Genomic DNA, 17419 nt, shown 5'->3' on the forward strand with positions numbered 1-17419 from the left:
TCGAGCACTTGACCGCTGCCCTGGGCGAGACCGAGGCCCGACTCGCGGACCTGGACACCGCCCGGAAGGTCATCGCGGAGGTCGCGCCGGCAGGAGCCGAACCCGACCCGCCCGAGACGGGCACTGCCTACCAGGCCATCGTCAACGCCTTCAACCAGCACCCCGGCCAGGTGTTCAGAGCCCGTGAGCTGCACGAACTCCTCGGCATGCCCACCGACGAGGCATCCGTCAACGTCACCCCCAGCCGCCTCGGACGCCTCGTCCGCCAAGGCTTCCTCACCCAACCCGGACGAGGCCGCTACCAGAAACGGACTTAACGCCCACTAAGATCCATGATGCGCCGATCGGGATCCGTTCTCGATCGGCGCGTCGTTGCCAGGCTGTCCGGGTGGCAGAACGAGTACGCGTCCGCGAGATCGGTGACGACGAGGGGCAGCGCCTGCTGCGGATCATCCGTAGGGGAACCGGCTCGGTGGTGGCCTGGCGGCGGGCCCAGATGGTTCTGCTGTCAGCGCAGGGCATGCCCGTGGCGAAGATCGCCGAGGTGACGTTCACCAGCGCGGACCGGGTCCGGGGCGTGATCCACAACTTCAACGCGGACGGGTTCGACTCGCTCTACCCGAAGTACAAGGGCGGCCGGCCCAAGACCTTAACCCTCCCCGAGCGCCGGGAGATCAAGAAGATCGCCAACTCCAGGCCGGCCGAGCACGGCCTGCCGTTTTCGACCTGGCGTCTGGCCAAGCTGGCCGACTTCCTGGTCGCCGAGGGGGTGGTCGACGACATCAGCCACGAGGGCCTGCGCAGCCTGCTCCGCGAGGAGGGCGTCACCTTTCAACGCATGAGGACCTGGAAGACCTCCCGCGACCCCAACTACGCGGCCAAGAAGGCCCGCATCGAGCACCTCTACGCGATCGCCGACGGCGAGGTCATACCCGAAGAGGGCGAGCCCGACGTCATCTTCTGCCTGGATGAGTTCGGCCCGCTCAACCTCCAGTCCCACCCCGGCCGGCAATGGGCCGAGTGCGGCGGACGGCACAAGGATCCCGACCGGGAACCGCGGCGCCGCAGGCGGGCGACCTATACGCGCTCGCATGGGGTCCGTCACCTGTTCGCCGCCTACGACCTGGCCAAGGACCCAACGGGGCTCCTGTGCGTGCGGCGGCGGGTTACGCGTGATCGAAGCGCCATGCTCCGGAGCCGTTCGCCCGGTTGGAGTAGTGGCCGACCAGGGCCGTGTGCAGGCCGTTCCCGCCGGGGGGCGCCGCCGCCGCTGGTGTCCAGCCAGCCGCCGCTGGTGTTGTTCCAGTTGCTCAGGATGTGCACCACGTCGCCGACACGGATGGCGCCGTCGTCGGGGAAGGAAGTCTCGGCGAAGAGGAACCACTCGCCGCTGTTGCCGTTGCGGTTCGGTGTCGCCGCCGTGTGAACGCGGTAGCGCTCGCCGGTGGAGGACGGGTCCGGGACTCCGTTCACGTCGAGGTAGGACGTGCTGCCGAGCTGGTTCACCAGGTAGACGAGATCTCCCGACATCACGGTGGTGCCGTCGGCCTTGCCCCTCGCCGAGGCGATCTTCCAGGTGCCGCTCTCGCGATCGCGCTTGGGGGTCGAGGCCGTCTGCACCGCGTAGACAGCCTGGGGCTGCTGGGTTCTGGTGACGTCCAGGAAACCGCCCGTCCAGTTCGCCCAGCCGTTCTGCAGCGTGACCGGGTCCCCGTACTTCAACTCATTGGCCATAGCTCTCTCCTGTCCTCGCCGGCGACCCCAGAGGAGGGCCGCGCACCGATCAGAAAGCTGTCCAACAGCCGCGCCGCGCAGTCACGTTCCTGGCGGTCTGGCGCGAAACAACCAGAAACAGTGAATAGCTCCGGTCTGTCCTGGATCGCCTTGCGCGGAGCGTTCCGAGGCTCTGGGCCGCCTTCGACGGAACGGTCCGCAGCTCTGCGGGCCGTGTCGCGTGACCGAAAAGCCGCCCTGCGGGGCATCACCGAGCGTGAGTGGCACGGGTGTTAACGACTCTTAACAAAAGTGCTGGGCTTGGCCTGGTCAGCGGTGGGTGTCGTGCACGAGGCCGCCAGGTAGCAGGACGCGGTCAGCCGCGCAATCGCACGCGCTAAACCCGGCGACGTCGACGGTCATCGGGATATTGGTCGCCATGGATGAGGTCAAGGTCGTCGTCGCCCATTCCGAGCGCGCGACCCTGCGCGTCGGCGACGTGTTCCTGAAGGTGGACGCCGATCAGGCACGCATCGACGTCGGGGGCGAGGCGATGCCCCTGGCGCCGGTCCCGACCCCGAAAGTCCTGTGGCGCAAGCCGCCCGTGCTCGCGCTCGGCGCGCTCCCGGGGTGTGACTGAGCGAGATGGTCGCACGCTCCCGGGACCAGAGCAGATGAGATGGTCGGCGCCCGGGTGCTACTCAATCACAGCCCCCTATGGTTGGGTGGATCCGGCAGATGGGACGCGTTGTCGGCGCAGGAGCAGGTCCGCGGGCCGCCACAGGGCGCAGGCCAGGCCGAGGCCGAGCGGGATCTGCAGAAACTGCTGGATCACCGGAGGCCCGGGCTTGTCCCCCCGTCTGAGCGGGGCCCGGCCCTGCGGATCGACGGTCACCGTGTAAGTGCCGCCTACCACCCACTTCCAGCCCATGAGCCCGTTCTCCTCGAACGGAGCCAGCGGTGGGCCGTCGATGACGGAGACCGTGTAGCGGTGGACACCCGGATCCATGCCGTCACCGGCGGACCACTGAATGTGTCGGACCCTGACATGTTCGGTATGCCCGTGCTGGTGCAGTGCCTGCTGATCCAGCTCCAGGTTCTGCAGGAACAGCACCCCGAAGAGGCACACCGCACACAGCAGCCACCGGAGGTCCAAGTACCAGCACGTGCATAGGAACACGCAGCCGAGGAGGATCGCCAGCGCGCACAGCAAGTCGATCCACTGGGCGTGCGCGACGAAGGCCGTGCGCCCGATCAGACGCACGATCGCGCACAGCGCCAACGCCGCGCCGGTGCTTACGGCGCCCACCAGCACCCGCCAAGCCACGCCTGTCCGCCCTGTGCCTGCTTCCTCCACGCTCACCCTCACCCCTGCTTTCGACGAAACCGCCGGCCTGGTGGTGCACGCGTTCCAATGTATGGATTGTTGAACGATCCTTCAATAGGATGGTTCAACATCCTATTGTCGGCTTCGCGGACGCGGAACGGCAACCAACCGGAGGGCTGCAGGAGATGAGCAGGCGTCAGTTCGAAGAGGTGGACGACCACGGGCAGATCCTGTTCAGCGACGACCCCGCGCTGCGGCTCGAGGCCGTCCTGATGGGTCTGGAGACCGCGGAAGGCACCGTCACCCTCGATCACGCACAGACACGTCACATGCCCGCCGCCCTCTTCGAGTTCAGGCGTTCCCTGCGCGTGGGCCGCTACGGAATCCAGTACGCCGTGCCGCACGCAGCCTCGATCGACGAGGTGCCCAAGGAACCGCAGATCGAAAGCGCGATCCTGTTCGGCATGAGGCGTCTACCGCCCGAGTTCTCCGACCTGCGCCTGCCCGACCCGCCAAGATCCGACGACGACAGGGGCTGCCCCGACGAGAAGCGGCCCACCATCTTCGACGAACTGCGCATGCGCGAACCACCGCGACGCGACCCCGACGAGATCTACTTCGGCATGAAACGCAGGCCGCCCGGCCACGCCGACCTGCACTCGATCCCTGGCTGGGAACTGCACGAGATGCCCGATGACCAGCCAGGACCATGGCAGGATTTCGGATACACCTACTCCCGGCTGGAACTGCGGACACCCGACGGGAACATCTACTCCCGGACGTGGGTCCGGCACGACCCCGAGTGGGAGGCCGCCGCACTGCGTCACGGTTACGTGGTGTGCCTGTGCGGCGTGGAACTGGGGGTCCGCTTTCCGTACGGGATGACCGACGCGCAGTACACCCCGGGCATGCGTTACGAATACTTCCGTAGCGGATGCGCGGTGGGTCTGACCGTCGGCGGACTCGTCGCCTACGTCGGCCACCGCTGACGCGCAACTCTCGACGGCGAGTTCGAGTGGCTCCTGACGAACGGCGTCCTGCCGACCTGGTCACCCGCAACCGCCAGGTCGCCGAGGCCTGCTCCGGCCGTGGCCTTTGGCGTTCGCGCACGGCGACCTGCAGATCGCTCACGTGTTCGTCGACGGCGACGAGATCACTGGCATCATCGACTGGTCCGAGGCGGGGCAGGGCGATGCCCCATACGACCTTGCCATCTTCACGCTCGGACACGAGGAGCACCTCGGCGACGTCGTCGCCGGCTACGGCCCCGACACCGACACCGACACCGACACCGACACCGACGTGATCCCACGCGTGGTGGTCGTTGCGAAGCCTGCTGGCGGTTCGCTGGCTGAGCAAGCACGGCTTCGACCCGTTCGCGCCGAGCTGCGAGGTCGACGTACTGAGAGCCCGGCTGTGAGGCTGTGCGGGCTCGACTGCTACGAGTGCGTTCTGACGCATCGAGCAGGCCATCTCCTCAAGCACATCGCCTGCCCTCACTCCCAGCAAAGTGCGGTGCGCAGTCGTCGCCAGCAGATGACGGCGGAGCCGAGGGTGACGTACGCGTGGTGGATGTCATCGCGGATCTCCCAGCGGGTACGCAGGCGCCGGAACCAGTGCAGCAGCGCGATCCCCCCTTCCACGACCCAGCGGTAGACGCCCAGGCCGGAGCCGTGCCCGACGCCGCGCCGCGCCGGGCGATGTGCGGGGTGATCTGGAACCGGCGAACCTTGTCCCAGTAGACCTCGTGGTCATAGCCACGGTCGGCGTAGAGGTGCTTGGGGCGGCGCAGTGGCCGGCCGCGCTTGCCGCGGATCGGCGGGACGGCCTGGATCAGCGGGATCAGTTGGGTGACGTCGTTGCGGTTGCCGCCGGTGGTGATCGTCGCGAGCGGGATGCCGTGTGCCTCGACGATCAGGTGGTGCTTGCTGCCGGTCTTGCCCCGGTCCACCCGGGGACGGACCGGTGGCCGGCCCGCCCTTCATCGCGCGGATGTGGCTGGAGTCGACCGCGGCGCGGGAGAAGTCCAGCAGGTCTGCGGCCCGCAGCTCGCAGAGCAGCAGCTCGTGCAGGCGCTGCCAGACCCCGGCCTCATTCCGGTCCCGCAGCCGTCGCCAGCAGGTCATCCCCGAGCCGAAACCCAGCTCCTGGGGCGGAAACTCCAGCGGATCCCGGTGTACAGCACGAACAGGATCCCGCACAGCACCTTGCGACTATCCAGACGCTTACGACCTGGACGCCGCGGATTGCGCGGGACGACCGGCAGTAGCCGCTCGATGCGCACCCACAACCCGTCTTCGATCTCCCAGGGCCTGGCAGCGGTCTTCCGGGTCTCGACTGGCTCGCACCCCCTTCGGTCAGCGTCAACGAAAAACTGACACGCCGTCATTCCCGGAGATCCACAAGCCACCTTTTGTTAGGGGTCGTAGGCACCCCAACATGCAGGAGCTAACGCCATGACGAGTGAAAGACGGCCCGTAGGCGACCGACGCCACCGTGCTCCTGGCGGCCGCCATCACCCGGGATGTGTCGGCGTGACCACGGCCCCGTACGAGATCGAGACCAGCAAGGCCGACGACGGCACGATCGTCCCCGCCGAAGGCATCTGGACCCTCGAGGGTGAGGGCGCGACTGACAACGGGTTCGCCGTCTACTGCGGGCTGCACGTGGCCGGTATCGGAGCTCCGAACGACGACGGCCTTTACCCGGACAGGTCGTCGTCCTCGGACACCACCGGTGGACCGACATCATCGAGGCCGCCGCCGCGTACATGGACCGCGTCCACAGCTGGCGAACCCCGCAAAACAGGATGAATTGCATTGGCGGCAACAGTTCACAGAGCCCTACCTCGAACGTTTTCACTGATCAGGGACCCTCGCTCGGGGATGCGTCTTCACGCGGACGGCCAGCGGGTGCCGGTGGACGTCCGGTGTCGCGGGTCCAATCAAAGGTGGACCGGTGGCTGCTTGGCGCCTGTCGCGAGGATGGCGTTAACGGTCTCAACTGGTTCAGGCCCGGATTTCGTGAAGTGGATCAGTTTCCTGAGGACGTCACGGTTTGTGGTCGTCGACTCGCGGCGATCAGCAGGATCCGCTTGCGCAGAAGGGGGAGGCGGGCTCGGCCGAACATGCCGCGCTTGAGGGCCTTCAAGTCGTTGACGCGGCCCTCGACCGGTCCGGATGACCAGTCGGTGCTCATGCCGAAGACTACGGCGTCGAGTCGGTGAGCAGTCCGGCGGCGAAGGAGGCCGGGCCGCACTGCCCGTCGGCGCAGACGTCGGCGATCGAGTGCGGTAGCCGGTCGCCTTCGCGGTTGCTCATGATGGTCGCGAAGGTACGGACGTGGCCGGTTGCGGCGGTGAGCTCGGGTGAGCCGGTGAGCAGCGCCTTGCGCTGAAGTTGGTCGTCGGTGCGCAGGTGGTCGGGGTGGCTCATGATCCAGCGGGTGGCCTCGCGGGGCGAAGGCGGCCGGGACATCGGCGGCCGGCCGGAGGCGGGCCGCCGTCCGGGACGCAGCGGGTGGACGTAGTCGCGCAGGGTGCTGTAGCTGCATCGCGCGCCGCGTTCCTGGATCTCTTGGTGGAGCCGCGACAGCTTCGTGCAGCCCTCGGCGATGCGTTGCTACAGGTAGGGGCGGTAGGGGTCGAGTTTGCTGGTGAGGTCCTGCCACTGGCCGTGCAACATCGCCTCGGGGGTGGCGGCGCGAGCATACTTGCGCACGATGTTGCGGCCCAGCCCGAAGTGGCGGGCGCCCTCGCGCCGACTGTGGCCCTGTTCGACCTGGGCGTGGACGGCGGCGTGGGTGTCGCGGAGCCGGTCGAGGAACCTCCCTGGCGGGTAGGGATCGGGCGGCTTCTCCTCGGCCGGGGCCGGCGCGGGCTGTGGTTCGGACTCGGGCTGTGGTTCGGGCTCGATGAGGCCACGCAGGAGAGCACGGTGTCGGGAGACGAGGCGTTCGACGGCTTCGCCGAGGTTGTGCCAGACATGCCATTTGTCAGCGCAGTGCTGGGCCTGCGGGGCTCCGGTGCTGGCGCCCTCGGCGAAGAACGCCGCACGGTCGCGGCAGACGATCTCGACGCCGGGACGCTCGCGCAGCCAGGCGCCCAGGGTATCGGCCTCGCGGTCGGGCAGCAGGTCAAGCGGCTGGTGGGTCTCACAGTCGATCAGGATGGTGCCGTACCCGCGGCCGCGCCTGGTCGCGAATTCGTCCACACCCAGCACCCGCGGCACCGCCCAGGCGGGCTCGGGCACCGCCCAGGCGGGCTCGGGCACCGCCCAGGCGGGCTCGGGCATCGCCATCACCGTGCGCAGCACGGTCATCCGGCTGACCACAACGCCCAGCAGCAGCGCCAGCCCGGCCACGGCGCGGGCGGCCAGGACGACCCCGAGAGCTCCGACGATCCGTTGCAGGACGGGCGTTCGCCGACCGTAGCGACTGGTAAGCCCAGCGACCTGCTCGGCGAAGGTCACCCGCGCGCAGTCGTTGTTGTCGCAGAACAGACGGCGCACCGACAACTCGATGAGCACAGGCCGGGTGCCGACCGGCGCATCGGCGATCGTGCGCCCATAACGGCTGTGCACCCGCGCCGACGGCACCCCGCACCTCGGACAGGCTGCAGCCATCCCGTCCATCGTGCTCGCCACGATCCGCAGCGCGCCGCTCTCCACCACCACGTGCTCCACCAGCACCGTCACCAGGTGCGGGAACACCATCTCCAGCAAGGTCTCACACAACCGCAGGATGAACGCAGATGTGACGGAGCGTCACCGGCGCACGGAAGCACGATCGACTTCACGAAATCCGTGCCTGAACCAACTCAAACCGCCAAAGCCACCAGGAGTTGGCACCTGCGTCGCGGCCACGCAGATCACTTTGAGACAGCCACGGAGGATTCGGACTTGCCTTGGACCGGGCGTCGTTACTGTGTGCTTACGAATCAACTCGTTTCGTGTCGATCTGTGTGAACCGATTCAGGCGAGCAGTGGGCATGGCTTGGACCGACCGCGATGGGGCGGGGCAGTTTCGGGCTGTGACTCCGCTGTGACAGCAGGCAGGAGCGCAGGATGGCAACAGAAGAACAAGCAGTACAGGAAAGCGGCGTCCTCGAGGACGGCAGCCGGGCGACACCGCCGTCACAGGAGGAAGTCGCCAAGGCGGAGGCGGCTCGAAAGGAGCTCGGCGCGCGGGGCTACGACGTTTCCGTCAAGACGTTCTGGTGGGGCTTTGAGATCCACCTCAACGCTGAGGCGGCCGCGTTGGCGGGCGACATCGCGGAACTGATCGGTGACGTGGCAGGAGAAGCGCTGCCGTCACCGATGAACAAAATCGTTGAGGCGTACTGCAAGATCAAGGCACTGTGGATCAAAGAGGTCGGCCAGACCTACGGCTGCAAGCTGGTCTCCCCATGGATCGCTCCGGGCATGCTCATCCCGGTCAGCCTGAAGCCCAACGAGGACACCAACCTGTGGTGGACGGTCTACGAGACCCGGGAGGAATGGAGCAAGGACGAGAAGTTCACCGCCCACCACAGTGCCGCGAACCCGGCGCTGGCCGAACACCAGGGCAAGCTGTACTGCGCCCACCGCGGCTCGCCGTCCGACTCCAGGCTCTGGTGGACGGTCTACGACCCGGACAAGGGATGGAGTGAGGACACTTTGTTCGGGGCCCATTCGAGCGAAGGCGGACCGGCACTGGCCTCCTTCGAGGGACAGCTCCACTGTGTGCACCGGGGCAGCGGCAACGACAAGGACCTGTGGCACACCACATTTGACCCGGCCACGGGAAGGTGGAGCGCCGACACCCGTCTCGGTGCCCACTCCAGCTCCGTGGGTCCAGCCCTGGCGGTGTTCGGCGGAAAGCTTCACTGCGTCCACCGGGGCAGTGACTCGGCGCACCTGTGGCACACCACCTGGACCCCATCCATGGGATGGACTCGCGACGTCAAGCTGAACGTCGGTACCTCGGCGAACCCGGCCCTGGTGGCCTACGACGGCAGGCTCCACTGCGTGTACCGCGGTAACAACACCACCGCCCTGCAGCACATCAGCTACAGCACCAGCACCAGCACCGGATGGGGTACCGAGCGCCAGCTGCCCGCCCATCACAGTCTGGAAGGGCCGGGCCTGGCCGTGTTCGACGGCAAGCTGTACTGCATCCACCGTGGTCACGGCGGCAACGACCAGAAACTGTGGTGGGCCACCTACACCACCAACGGCGGCTGGAGCGCCGACAAGGACTTCCCCGCTCACTCCAGCGGTGCCGGCCCTGCGGTGATCGCCTACCGCGACAAGTACGGGGACAAGAACCAGCTCCTCGTCGTCCACCGCGGCTACGGCAACCGCGCCGCCGGCACCGACACCGCCGAAGACGAAGCACGCCTCGCCGCAGAACAACGCGCATGGTCCGCAGAAACAGCCACATCTTGATCTGAGTCCAGGACGAATCCGGTGGAGGTCGTCCTGGGCGAGTGCCAGGCCACGGCCGGATCCTGCGACTGCACTCGATGGGCGTGCGGGGGAAGGACGCCGAACGGCAGATCGGCCTTTGGGAACGATCTGCTGCACTTCCCCCTCCCGCATCCGCAGCGGCCAGCCAAAGACGTCCGGCGTTGGTGAACTCGGTTCGGCAGTCGAACGGGCTGATCTGCAGCAGTTGACCGATGACCTGGCGGCGGCCTGCGCGCGGCCCTGAACGGCATCTCCGCCGCCATTCCCGAGACGATGCGGCCCCGGTGCCGGCGACCAAGCCAGCTGGGTCCGACGGAATAGCGCACCCTTGACGTGGGTCACCGGATTCTACAACACCCGTCGGCTGCACAGCGTGTGCGGGTACCGCAGCCCGATCGACTGCGAACACGACCACCGGGGCAACTCCGACCTGGAGCTATCCGCTGAGAAGATCTCCACACATCGAGGGGATTTACATGCGTAGAGCACTCCGAAGGCGAGTGTGCCGAGCAGGAGTCGCAGTGCCGTCTCGGCAGGTGAGCCTGGAGCCGGGCGCCGAGGTAGCCGCCGTGGCGGCAGGGCAGGCCGAGCCACCAGTCCGGGGTGACGGGCCCGCTGCTCACCAGCGCGAGTGCGGTGTACACGGCCGCGCCGACGACAGAGGTGGTGAACGTCGCGGCGAACGTGACCGGCGCGATGAGGGCCAGCGGCAGGCCGCGGGCGGCGAGGATCGGCCCAAGCACTCCTCCTGGGATTTCTGCGGCAGTCAGCCGAGGTAGAGGTTTTTGCGGACGGCGACGAACTCCTCGACGGTCAGGGACCGCTTCCCGGTGATGCGCTCGACGTCGTTGGTCGCCCTGTCGTAACGGTTCGCGCGGTGCAGCTGCGCCATGGTGGCGATGTGCTGCTCGGTGTGCTGTGGCAGGCCCGCTTTCGCGAGTACCTCTGTGCGCCACCATTGCAGGGGGACGTCCCGGTAGGTCACCGTCCGGCCGAGTGCCTTGGAGAACTCCTGGGCTACTTCGGTCATGTCGAGCGTCCGTGGTCCGGTCAGCTCGTACACCTTCCCGGCGTGCTCCCCGGGATCGCGCAGGATGGTCGCGACCACCTGGGCGACGTCGTCGGCAGCGACTGGCGAGGTGCGTCCGGTCCCGAACGGCAGCGCCAGCGTGCCGTTCTCGCGGATCGACCGCGCCGCGAAGGCGGTGAACAGCGGATTGTCGAGGAACGTCGTCGGGCGCACGTGCACCACAGGCAGGCCCGACCAGTCCAGCACCTGCTCCGCCAGCCAGTGCAGCCGCTGCTGGTGGGATTCCGCGGTGCTGATGGCGGTCATCTGCGACACCGTCATCTGCGACAGGTCCACCAGCACGTCGAGTTCACCGTGCGCCTTCGTGACCGTGGCCATGACGGTCGCCGCCAGTAGGTGGTCCGGGGACACACTGAGCCCGAAGTACGTCCGGCGGACGCCGTCGAGCGCGGCCGCCACCGTCTCGGGCCGGGTCAGATCCCCGGTGACGACCTCGGCGCCCAATGCCCGCACCTCGGCCGCGCGGTCGTCCTCGCGGCGGACCAGGACGCGGACCGGCATGTTCTGCGCGCGCAGCCGCTCTGTTACGAGGCGGCCCAAACCGCCGGCGCCGGTGACGAGAACGAGGTCGTGATCAGCCATGGAAGCGCTCCTTGCCGGTGGGTTGTCTGGCGGCGTCGGTGCTGGTCATGATCGGGTTCCTTGGCTGTTGGTGCGGGCGACGGGGAGCTGCGGGCGCCGGCGGCGGGCCATCCAGCCCATGAGCCGGACCATCGAGCGGCGCGGCAGGAATTTGCTGGCGAGGGCGAGCGGCCGGCCGTTGGTCACCACCGACGGGGGCGCGGATCGGCGGTCCAGTGTGTCGAGGGCAATCGTCACGACCTGCTCGGGGGTGGCCCGCTTCGTGCCGTAGTCGGCGGACTGGCTGCCGGCGACGTCGTAGAACTCGGTCCGGGTGGCGCCGGGGCACACGGCCAGGACGCGCAGCCCAGTGCCGCGGGTCTCCTCCCACAGCGATTCGGTGAAGCTGAGAACGAAGGCCTTGGTGGCGCCGTAGACGCTCAGGTAGGGGGTCGGCTGGAAGCCCAGCAGGCTCGCGACATTGATCAGAACGCCGGTGCCGGCGGAGGTCAGCGGGTCGATGTAGGCGCGGCTGAGGTCGACCAGCGCGCTGACGTTCAACGCGATCATGCTTTGCAAGCGGTCAGGATCCTCCTCTGTGAACGCGTCGTGGGTGCCGAAGCCGGCGTTGTTGACCAGTCCGGTGGCGTAGATGCCGCGGGACTCTAGATCGGCGCGCAGCGTGCGCCCGGCGTCGGGCAGGCCGAGGTCGCGGGGAACGGCGGTCACCGTGACGCCGTGGGCGCGGGTGAGTTCGGCGGCCAGGCTCTCGAGCCGGTCCGCCCGCCGGGCCACCAGCACGAGGTCCGCGCCGCGGCGGGCCAACTGGCGGGCGAATTCGGCGCCGAGGCCGGAACTGGCACCAGTGACGATGACGGTCTGGCGGTGGTAGTCGATTTCACTCATGGCATTCACTCTACGCACGTTTTTGCACTGAGTGCAAATAATTACATCACGTGCGACGAAGTACCATCGGTGCATGGCGCAGAAACCGACACCTATCCGGGAACAGACCCGCTCCGTAGTCCGATCACTGCTGGCGCGGACGGCTATCGAGCTGTTCGCCGCCAAGGGCTACGACGACACGACCCTCGATGAGGTCGCCGCAGCCGCGGGCGTCTCCCGGCGGACCCTGTTCAATTACTTCCGCAACAAGGAAGACCTCGCGCTCAGCGGCCTGGACGAACAGGGCGAACTGATCGCCGCGCGCCTCGCCGAGCGCCCGGCCGACGAGGATGCCTGGACGGCGCTGCGCGCGGCGTTCCAGGTGCTTGAGGAGATCGACATGACAGCCGAAGGGCGCCTGGAGTTCATCACGCTGCTGTTCGGCAACGATTCCCTCCGCGCCGGACATGCCGAGAAGCAAGCCCGCTGGCAAGATCTGTTCGCACCGCTGATCGAGCCGCGACTGCCCGGCTCCGACGACCGCACCCTGCAAGCCCGCGCGATCGCAGCCGCAGCGATCATCTGCCTGCAGGCAGCCAACGAGGAATGGGTACGCCGGGGCGGACAGACCGACATGTTCGACCTCTACGACAGCGCCGTACATGCCATCCGCCGCCCCACCTGAAACCGGCCCCCGACTCCCCCACGCTCGCCAGCGTGGGGACCAGGGCCAAGACCACCTGGCTTGGTATTTATCCTCGCTGGTCACTCGACCTGCTGATCTTGGTGTGTTCCTGAGACAGCAGGACGGCCGTTCTTCACGCTTCGAGGTGTCGAGCAACGTCGCCTGAAGGAACGGCGCTTGGTGAAGAGTCTCGCCGCTGAACAGTCCGCTGAGGCCGCGTTGGCCATCCTGTCCCACTTTCGTGTCCGGTTCTACGACTGTCTTTACAGCCGTGCGGATGCGCTCTTCGAGCTCACCGACGCGGTGCTGTGTGCCGATGGTCCGGTCACCTCGCTGGTCCAGCTGACGCTCACGGCCGAGCACCGGCGCGGGCACGGGGCGATGTACGACGCGGTCAATCACGGCTGGCTGGAGCCGCGCCGCCGCAGGCTGCTGGCCTCCACGCCGCTGCCGCATGCCGCCGACGGACGGATCGCCCTCGCGGTGGATGTGGGCAACTGGCTGCGGCCCGACGCCCCCACCAGCCCGGAGCTGCTGTTCTGCCACGTCTACGGGCGGGGCCGCAGCGCGGATCAGTTCATCCCCGGCTGGCCCTACTCCTTCGTCGCCGCCCTGGAAACAGGACGCACCTCGTGGACCGCCGTACTGGACGCGATCCGGCTCGGGCCGGCCGACGACGCCACCGCGGTCACCGCCGCCCAACTCCGCAACGTCTTCACCCGGCTCGTGCACGCCGGGCAGTGGCGGCCCGGCGATGAGCACATCCTCATCGCCATGGACTCCGGCTACGACGTCACCCGCCTCGCCTACGTCCTGGCCGATCTGCCTGTCGAGCTGGTCGGCCGGATGCGCTCGGACCGGGTCATGCTCCGCGACGCCGGCCCCAGGCGCTCCACACCGCGCGGCGGGCAGCCCCGCAAGCACGGCGGTGTCCTCACCTTCGCCGAACCGGACTCCTGTCACACCCCCGACCAGGCCACGGTCTGCGACACCACCCGCTACGGCCAGGCCGAATCCTTCGCCTGGGACCGGATGCATCCCCGCCTGACCGCCCGCGGCCCGTGGCTCGACCACTGCGGCGAACTCCCCCTGATCCACGGCACATTGATCCCAGCCCACGAGGCAGCGTGAACGCGCGATGAAGGGCTTCCACAGCATCGGCGGGGCCCAGCGGTTCCTGTCCGCGTTCAGCGGTATCTCGCCCCACTTCCGGCCCCGCCGCCATCTGATGCCCGCCCACGACTACCGAGCCGAGATGACCATCCGCTCCGCCATCTGGGACCAGATCACCGACGTCGCCGGCCTCGCCACCGCGGCCTGAGCACAGGCCCGGCTCCCAAGCCCACCCTGCCCCGACGCACCGTCAGGCAGTCACACAGCCAACAACGTGACAACGCCTGATCGCCAGTATCGGGTGCAACGTGTGTGGCGCTACCGCGGGCTATTGGGCGCTTGCGGCGGGACGGACGACGATTTCGTTGACGTCGACCTGCGAAGGCTGGGAGATGGCGTAGGCAATGGCCTCCGCGATGGCGGAGGCGGGCAGTGCCACGGCGCGGTAGGTCTTCATGGCCTCCCTGGCAGCAGGGTCGGAGATGCTCTCGGCGAGTTCGGACTCGGTCACGCCCGGGGACACGAGGGTGACCCGGATGTTCCCGGTGGACTCCTGGCGCAGTCCTTCGGAGATCGCGCGGACGGCGAATTTGGTGGCGCAGTAGCCGGCGGCGGTGGGAGAGACCTCGTAGGCGCCGACAGAGGCGACGTTCACGAAGTGCCCGCTGCCCTGAGCGCGCATCGTGGGCAGGGCAGCGGCGATGCCGTGCAGGACTCCCCGCACGTTCACGTCGATCATGCGGTCCCACTCCTCGGTCTTCAGCGCTTCCAGCGGCGAGAGCGGCATCACTCCGGCGTTGTTGACCACCACGTCCACTCGGCCGTGGCGCTCGCGGGCGGCGGACACGAAGGCCCGGACATCGTCGACATCCGTGACGTCCAGCCGCTGGAACGCCGCAGTACCGCCTGCGGTGGTGATCTCCCTGGTCAGCGCATCGAGACGATCGGTGCGCCGCGCTCCAAGGAGCAAACGGTGGCCGTCTGCGGCAAGTCGGCGGGCGGTCGCCTCGCCGATCCCGCTGCTCGCTCCGGTGACTGCCACGATCTTGCCTGTGTCTGTCATGTCTGCTTTTCCTCTCGGTAGAACACGAGGTGCTCGTGGTAGAGCACGTCATCGCGGATGTCGCCCGTCGCGTGGAACCCGGAGTCGTGGACGTAATCGACGTGGCTGCGGTCACCGTGTAGCGGCCCGTGCACGCGCTACGCCGGTTACCGCGCGCCTCGTTGTACCGGCCGTGCGCTCGCATCTCCTGGCGGATGTGACCGTCCGAGGTCACCCGTATGCCGACTCGGTCGGCATGGGCCCTCCTCCTGTTCCCTGTCATGACGGATGGGTGCGGATCTGTCCTGCCCGACCGAGTCTGGACAGGTCGGATGCCGCCGACCAGGACGTGTGCTGCCTGGGTGCGGTGCACCCAGGCAGCACACCGCCCCTGCGCCCTAGCCTGAGGACATGACCGACAACCTCCTGGGAGAGTTCCTACGCGCACGCAGGGCGGCCCTACGGCCGCAAGACGTCGGCATGGCGAGCTACGGCGTGCGCAGGGTCCCCGGACTGCGCCGTGAAGAGGTCGCGGTCCTGGCCGGGGTGAACGTGGATTACTACACCCGCCTGGAACAGGGGCGCGAACGCCACCCCTCCGCCCAAATACTCGACGCGCTCGGCCGCGCCCTGCGACTGGACCCCGACGCCCACGCACACCTGCACCAGCTGGCCGGGACAGCGCCGAGCAACCAGTTCACCCGTACCACGGACCGCGTCAGTCCCGCCCTTCGCCAGCTGATGGACGGATACCCGGGCGCCCCGGCGTTCGTCATCAACCGGACCTTGGACGTCCTGGCGGGCAACGCCCTGGCCGAGGCTCTGCACTCGCCCTTCCAGCAAGCGGACAATCTGGCCGTCATGACCTTCCTCGATCCGGCAGGCCGACAGTTCTACACCCGGTGGAGCCGCACGGCGCAGGCCACCGTGAGCCACCTTCGTCAGGCGGACGGCCTCGACCCGAACAACCCACGGCTGCGGGAACTCGTCCGCGCCCTCACCGAGCACAGCGCGGACTTCACCCGCTTGTGGAACTCCCACGCCGTGCGCGGCAAGACCCAGGATGCCAAGCACTTCCTCCACCCGGACGTCGGGCCCCTGGCGCTCACCTACCAAGCCTTTGACGTACGCGACGCTCCGGGGCAGCAACTTGTCATCTACCAGGCCGAACCCGGCAGCCCCAGCGCCCAGGCCCTCAACCTCCTCGGCTCCCTCCACGCCATCTCGAATCAGGCCACCCTGTAGCCGAAGAGCTGGCCGGGATTTGCCGAGCAATCGCCTCAGCTGGCGCTCGCGTCCGGACACCGCTCTCGAGCAAGGGAGCGTCATGAATCAGGTGTAAGCCTCCATGAAGGAGTCACCTGATGGGAACGACGATGGATCTTCTGATCAGGGCGGGTAGCGGCGTGTCGCTTGCCGGTGTCGCCGGGGGCGAGGGTGCCGACGTGAAGTCGATGCCGGCATCCGCCAATGGTCTGTCCAGCGAGCTGTTGGAGGAACTGGCGGCGCTTGCGGCCGAGAAGACCGCCCGGGGCGAGCTGCGGATGATGGGCGAGGGCGGGCTCCTGCCCGAACTGGCCAGCACCTGATGCAGGCCGCCCTGGAGGCGGAGTTGGAACTGCATCTGGCCGCGGAGGCCGACCGGGCCGGCGGGCGCGGGTCACGCTGGGTGGGGTCTGATGCCGCCGGTCGTGGTGGCCGACGCCGGCTACGGGCAGAACGCCGACTTCCGCGACGGCCTGAGCGAACGGGGCATCGGATATGTCGTGGCGGCCCGTTCGGACGGGACCGTCCACCCGCACGACGCGCGGCCCACCGCCCCAGCCTGATCCGGGAACGGTCGCAGGCCACAGCCCCGCTACCGCGGCAAGCCGTCCTCGGTCGCCGCGCTCGCGGCCGGCCCTGGACGGCGGGCGTTCACCGAGATGACCTGGCGGGAAAGCTCCCGCGGACCGATGCGCTCGCGCTTTGCGGCGCTGCGGGTGCGGCCGGCCGGCATCCGGGCCCGCCGTCTGGCCCAGGCCGCTGCCACCGCGCGGGAGGGCTACTGGGACGGTGTCCTGCCCGGGGTCACGCTGCTGGCGGAACGGCCCGAAGACGCCGAAGCCCACCGACTACTGGCTGTCATCCTGCCCGCCGACACCCCGCCGGCCGAACTGGTCCGCCTCGTCAAGATCCGCTGGCGCATCGAGCACGACTACCGCGAGCTCAAGCACGGCCTCGGCCTGGACCACTTCGAGGGACGTTCCTGGATCACCCTGGTCACCGCCGCCCACGCCTTCCTCACCGAACAGCGCCTGGCCCCAAAAGCCGATACACCGGACTCACCCTCTACCAGATCCTCGACGCCATCCAGGACCTGCCGAACTGCTGGACCGGCACCTGCACCACCTGCCACCTGAACCGCCCCGGGTTCGGTAGAGATCTCAGATTGTGGTTGTGACCTGGGGTTTCGTGAGTTATGTGTAGTAGTTGGCTTCGTACTCGACGGGCGGGATATGGCCTATCTCACCGTGGAGTCGGCGGTGGTTGTACCAGTCGACCCATTCGGCGGTGG

The 17419-nt window shown here is 68.1% G+C and carries 17 protein-coding genes and 7 pseudogenes; 14 read left to right on the forward strand and 10 right to left on the reverse strand.

The window, feature by feature from the left end:
* The 3 genes and pseudogenes from ACFYMM_RS43275 to ACFYMM_RS43285 form a co-directional block, all read left to right on the forward strand.
* Nucleotides 1-317: hypothetical protein (locus ACFYMM_RS43275; RefSeq protein WP_388398117.1), on the forward strand; the 317-nt coding region annotated here is incomplete at its 5' end.
* A 71-nt stretch (nt 318-388) separates the two neighbouring features.
* A pseudogene (locus tag ACFYMM_RS43280) lies at nt 389-1135 on the forward strand (helix-turn-helix domain-containing protein); the annotation flags it as partial.
* 1017 nt (nt 1136-2152) lie between these two features.
* Nucleotides 2153-2344, forward strand: a pseudogene (locus ACFYMM_RS43285) (aminoglycoside phosphotransferase family protein); the annotation flags it as partial.
* An 84-nt stretch (nt 2345-2428) separates the two neighbouring features.
* Here ACFYMM_RS43285 and ACFYMM_RS43290 read toward each other — a convergent pair.
* Complete coding sequence (locus ACFYMM_RS43290) at nt 2429-3028, reverse strand: hypothetical protein (RefSeq protein WP_388398120.1); 600 nt, start codon at nt 3026-3028, stop codon at nt 2429-2431.
* A gap of 197 nt (nt 3029-3225) precedes the next feature.
* Between ACFYMM_RS43290 and ACFYMM_RS43295 the strand changes: the two genes are divergently transcribed.
* On the forward strand, nt 3226-4029 hold the full coding sequence (locus tag ACFYMM_RS43295; RefSeq protein ID WP_388398122.1) for a hypothetical protein: 804 nt from the start codon (nt 3226-3228) through the stop codon (nt 4027-4029).
* Nucleotides 4030-4076: 47 nt separating this feature from the next.
* Nucleotides 4077-4460 (forward strand): annotated as a pseudogene (locus tag ACFYMM_RS43300) (phosphotransferase); the annotation flags it as partial.
* 76 nt (nt 4461-4536) lie between these two features.
* Here the strand turns inward: ACFYMM_RS43300 and ACFYMM_RS43305 are convergent.
* Nucleotides 4537-5342: pseudogene (locus tag ACFYMM_RS43305) on the reverse strand (IS5 family transposase).
* Between the two features lie 232 nt (nt 5343-5574).
* Between ACFYMM_RS43305 and ACFYMM_RS43310 the strand changes: the two are divergent.
* On the forward strand, nt 5575-5853 hold the full coding sequence (locus ACFYMM_RS43310; protein WP_388398124.1) for a hypothetical protein: 279 nt from the start codon (nt 5575-5577) through the stop codon (nt 5851-5853).
* A gap of 220 nt (nt 5854-6073) precedes the next feature.
* Here ACFYMM_RS43310 and ACFYMM_RS43315 read toward each other — a convergent pair whose 3' ends face one another.
* The 3 genes from ACFYMM_RS43315 to ACFYMM_RS43325 all read right to left on the reverse strand — a co-directional run bounded on the left by ACFYMM_RS43315 (nt 6074) and on the right by ACFYMM_RS43325 (nt 7752).
* Nucleotides 6074-6238: a hypothetical protein gene (locus ACFYMM_RS43315; protein ID WP_388398127.1), complete on the reverse strand. Its 165-nt coding sequence runs from the start codon at nt 6236-6238 to the stop codon at nt 6074-6076.
* Nucleotides 6239-6246: 8 nt separating this feature from the next.
* A complete protein-coding gene (locus ACFYMM_RS43320; RefSeq protein ID WP_388398129.1) occupies nt 6247-6474 on the reverse strand; it encodes a hypothetical protein in 228 nt (75 codons plus the stop codon).
* Between the two features lie 186 nt (nt 6475-6660).
* On the reverse strand, nt 6661-7752 hold the full coding sequence (locus ACFYMM_RS43325; RefSeq protein WP_388398132.1) for an ISL3 family transposase: 1092 nt from the start codon (nt 7750-7752) through the stop codon (nt 6661-6663).
* Between the two features lie 351 nt (nt 7753-8103).
* Between ACFYMM_RS43325 and ACFYMM_RS43330 the strand changes: the two genes are divergently transcribed.
* The gene (locus tag ACFYMM_RS43330) at nt 8104-9465 is read left to right on the forward strand and encodes a hypothetical protein (protein WP_388398135.1); all 1362 of its coding nucleotides are present in this window, start codon (nt 8104-8106) and stop codon (nt 9463-9465) included.
* A gap of 787 nt (nt 9466-10252) precedes the next feature.
* Here ACFYMM_RS43330 and ACFYMM_RS43335 read toward each other — a convergent pair.
* Both ACFYMM_RS43335 and ACFYMM_RS43340 read right to left on the reverse strand, forming a co-directional pair.
* On the reverse strand, nt 10253-11158 hold the full coding sequence (locus tag ACFYMM_RS43335) for an NmrA family NAD(P)-binding protein (RefSeq protein ID WP_388398137.1): 906 nt from the start codon (nt 11156-11158) through the stop codon (nt 10253-10255).
* A gap of 45 nt (nt 11159-11203) precedes the next feature.
* On the reverse strand, nt 11204-12043 hold the full coding sequence (locus ACFYMM_RS43340) for an SDR family NAD(P)-dependent oxidoreductase (RefSeq protein WP_388398140.1): 840 nt from the start codon (nt 12041-12043) through the stop codon (nt 11204-11206).
* A 73-nt stretch (nt 12044-12116) separates the two neighbouring features.
* Here ACFYMM_RS43340 and ACFYMM_RS43345 point away from each other — a divergent pair, with 73 nt between their 5' ends.
* From ACFYMM_RS43345 to ACFYMM_RS43355, 3 genes and pseudogenes are all read left to right on the forward strand, one after another.
* Complete coding sequence (locus tag ACFYMM_RS43345; protein WP_388398143.1) at nt 12117-12707, forward strand: TetR/AcrR family transcriptional regulator; 591 nt, start codon at nt 12117-12119, stop codon at nt 12705-12707.
* Between the two features lie 219 nt (nt 12708-12926).
* Nucleotides 12927-13817, forward strand: a pseudogene (locus ACFYMM_RS43350) (transposase); the annotation flags it as partial.
* Nucleotide 13818: 1 nt separating this feature from the next.
* Nucleotides 13819-14028 (forward strand): annotated as a pseudogene (locus ACFYMM_RS43355) (IS6 family transposase); the annotation flags it as partial.
* Between the two features lie 120 nt (nt 14029-14148).
* On the opposite strand, the gene ACFYMM_RS43360 reads toward ACFYMM_RS43355, so the two are convergent.
* Nucleotides 14149-14883: an SDR family oxidoreductase gene (locus tag ACFYMM_RS43360; RefSeq protein ID WP_388398145.1), complete on the reverse strand. Its 735-nt coding sequence runs from the start codon at nt 14881-14883 to the stop codon at nt 14149-14151.
* Nucleotides 14880-15145 (reverse strand): annotated as a pseudogene (locus ACFYMM_RS43365) (Atu4866 domain-containing protein). The gene ACFYMM_RS43360 and the pseudogene ACFYMM_RS43365 overlap by 4 nt, the downstream one beginning before the upstream one ends.
* Nucleotides 15146-15273: 128 nt before the next feature.
* Between ACFYMM_RS43365 and ACFYMM_RS43370 the strand changes: the two are divergent.
* The 4 genes from ACFYMM_RS43370 (at nt 15274) to ACFYMM_RS43385 (ending at nt 17264) form a co-directional block, all read left to right on the forward strand.
* Nucleotides 15274-16107 carry a helix-turn-helix transcriptional regulator gene (locus ACFYMM_RS43370; RefSeq protein ID WP_388398148.1) on the forward strand — a complete coding sequence of 278 codons (834 nt, stop codon included), beginning with the start codon at nt 15274-15276 and terminating at the stop codon, nt 16105-16107.
* A gap of 119 nt (nt 16108-16226) precedes the next feature.
* Nucleotides 16227-16451, forward strand: coding sequence for a hypothetical protein (locus ACFYMM_RS43375; RefSeq protein ID WP_388398150.1), 225 nt, complete (start codon nt 16227-16229; stop codon nt 16449-16451).
* A gap of 87 nt (nt 16452-16538) precedes the next feature.
* Nucleotides 16539-16691, forward strand: coding sequence for a transposase (locus ACFYMM_RS43380; RefSeq protein WP_388398156.1), 153 nt, complete (start codon nt 16539-16541; stop codon nt 16689-16691).
* A 126-nt stretch (nt 16692-16817) separates the two neighbouring features.
* A complete protein-coding gene (locus ACFYMM_RS43385; protein WP_388398153.1) occupies nt 16818-17264 on the forward strand; it encodes a transposase in 447 nt (148 codons plus the stop codon).
* Nucleotides 17265-17321: 57 nt separating this feature from the next.
* Here ACFYMM_RS43385 and ACFYMM_RS43390 read toward each other — a convergent pair.
* Nucleotides 17322-17419: IS3 family transposase (locus ACFYMM_RS43390; RefSeq protein ID WP_388398159.1), on the reverse strand; the 98-nt coding region annotated here is incomplete at its 5' end.

Origin of the sequence: Streptomyces sp. NPDC006739 (assembly GCF_042869815.1) — a bacterium.
Lineage (GTDB): Bacteria > Actinomycetota > Actinomycetes > Streptomycetales > Streptomycetaceae > Streptomyces.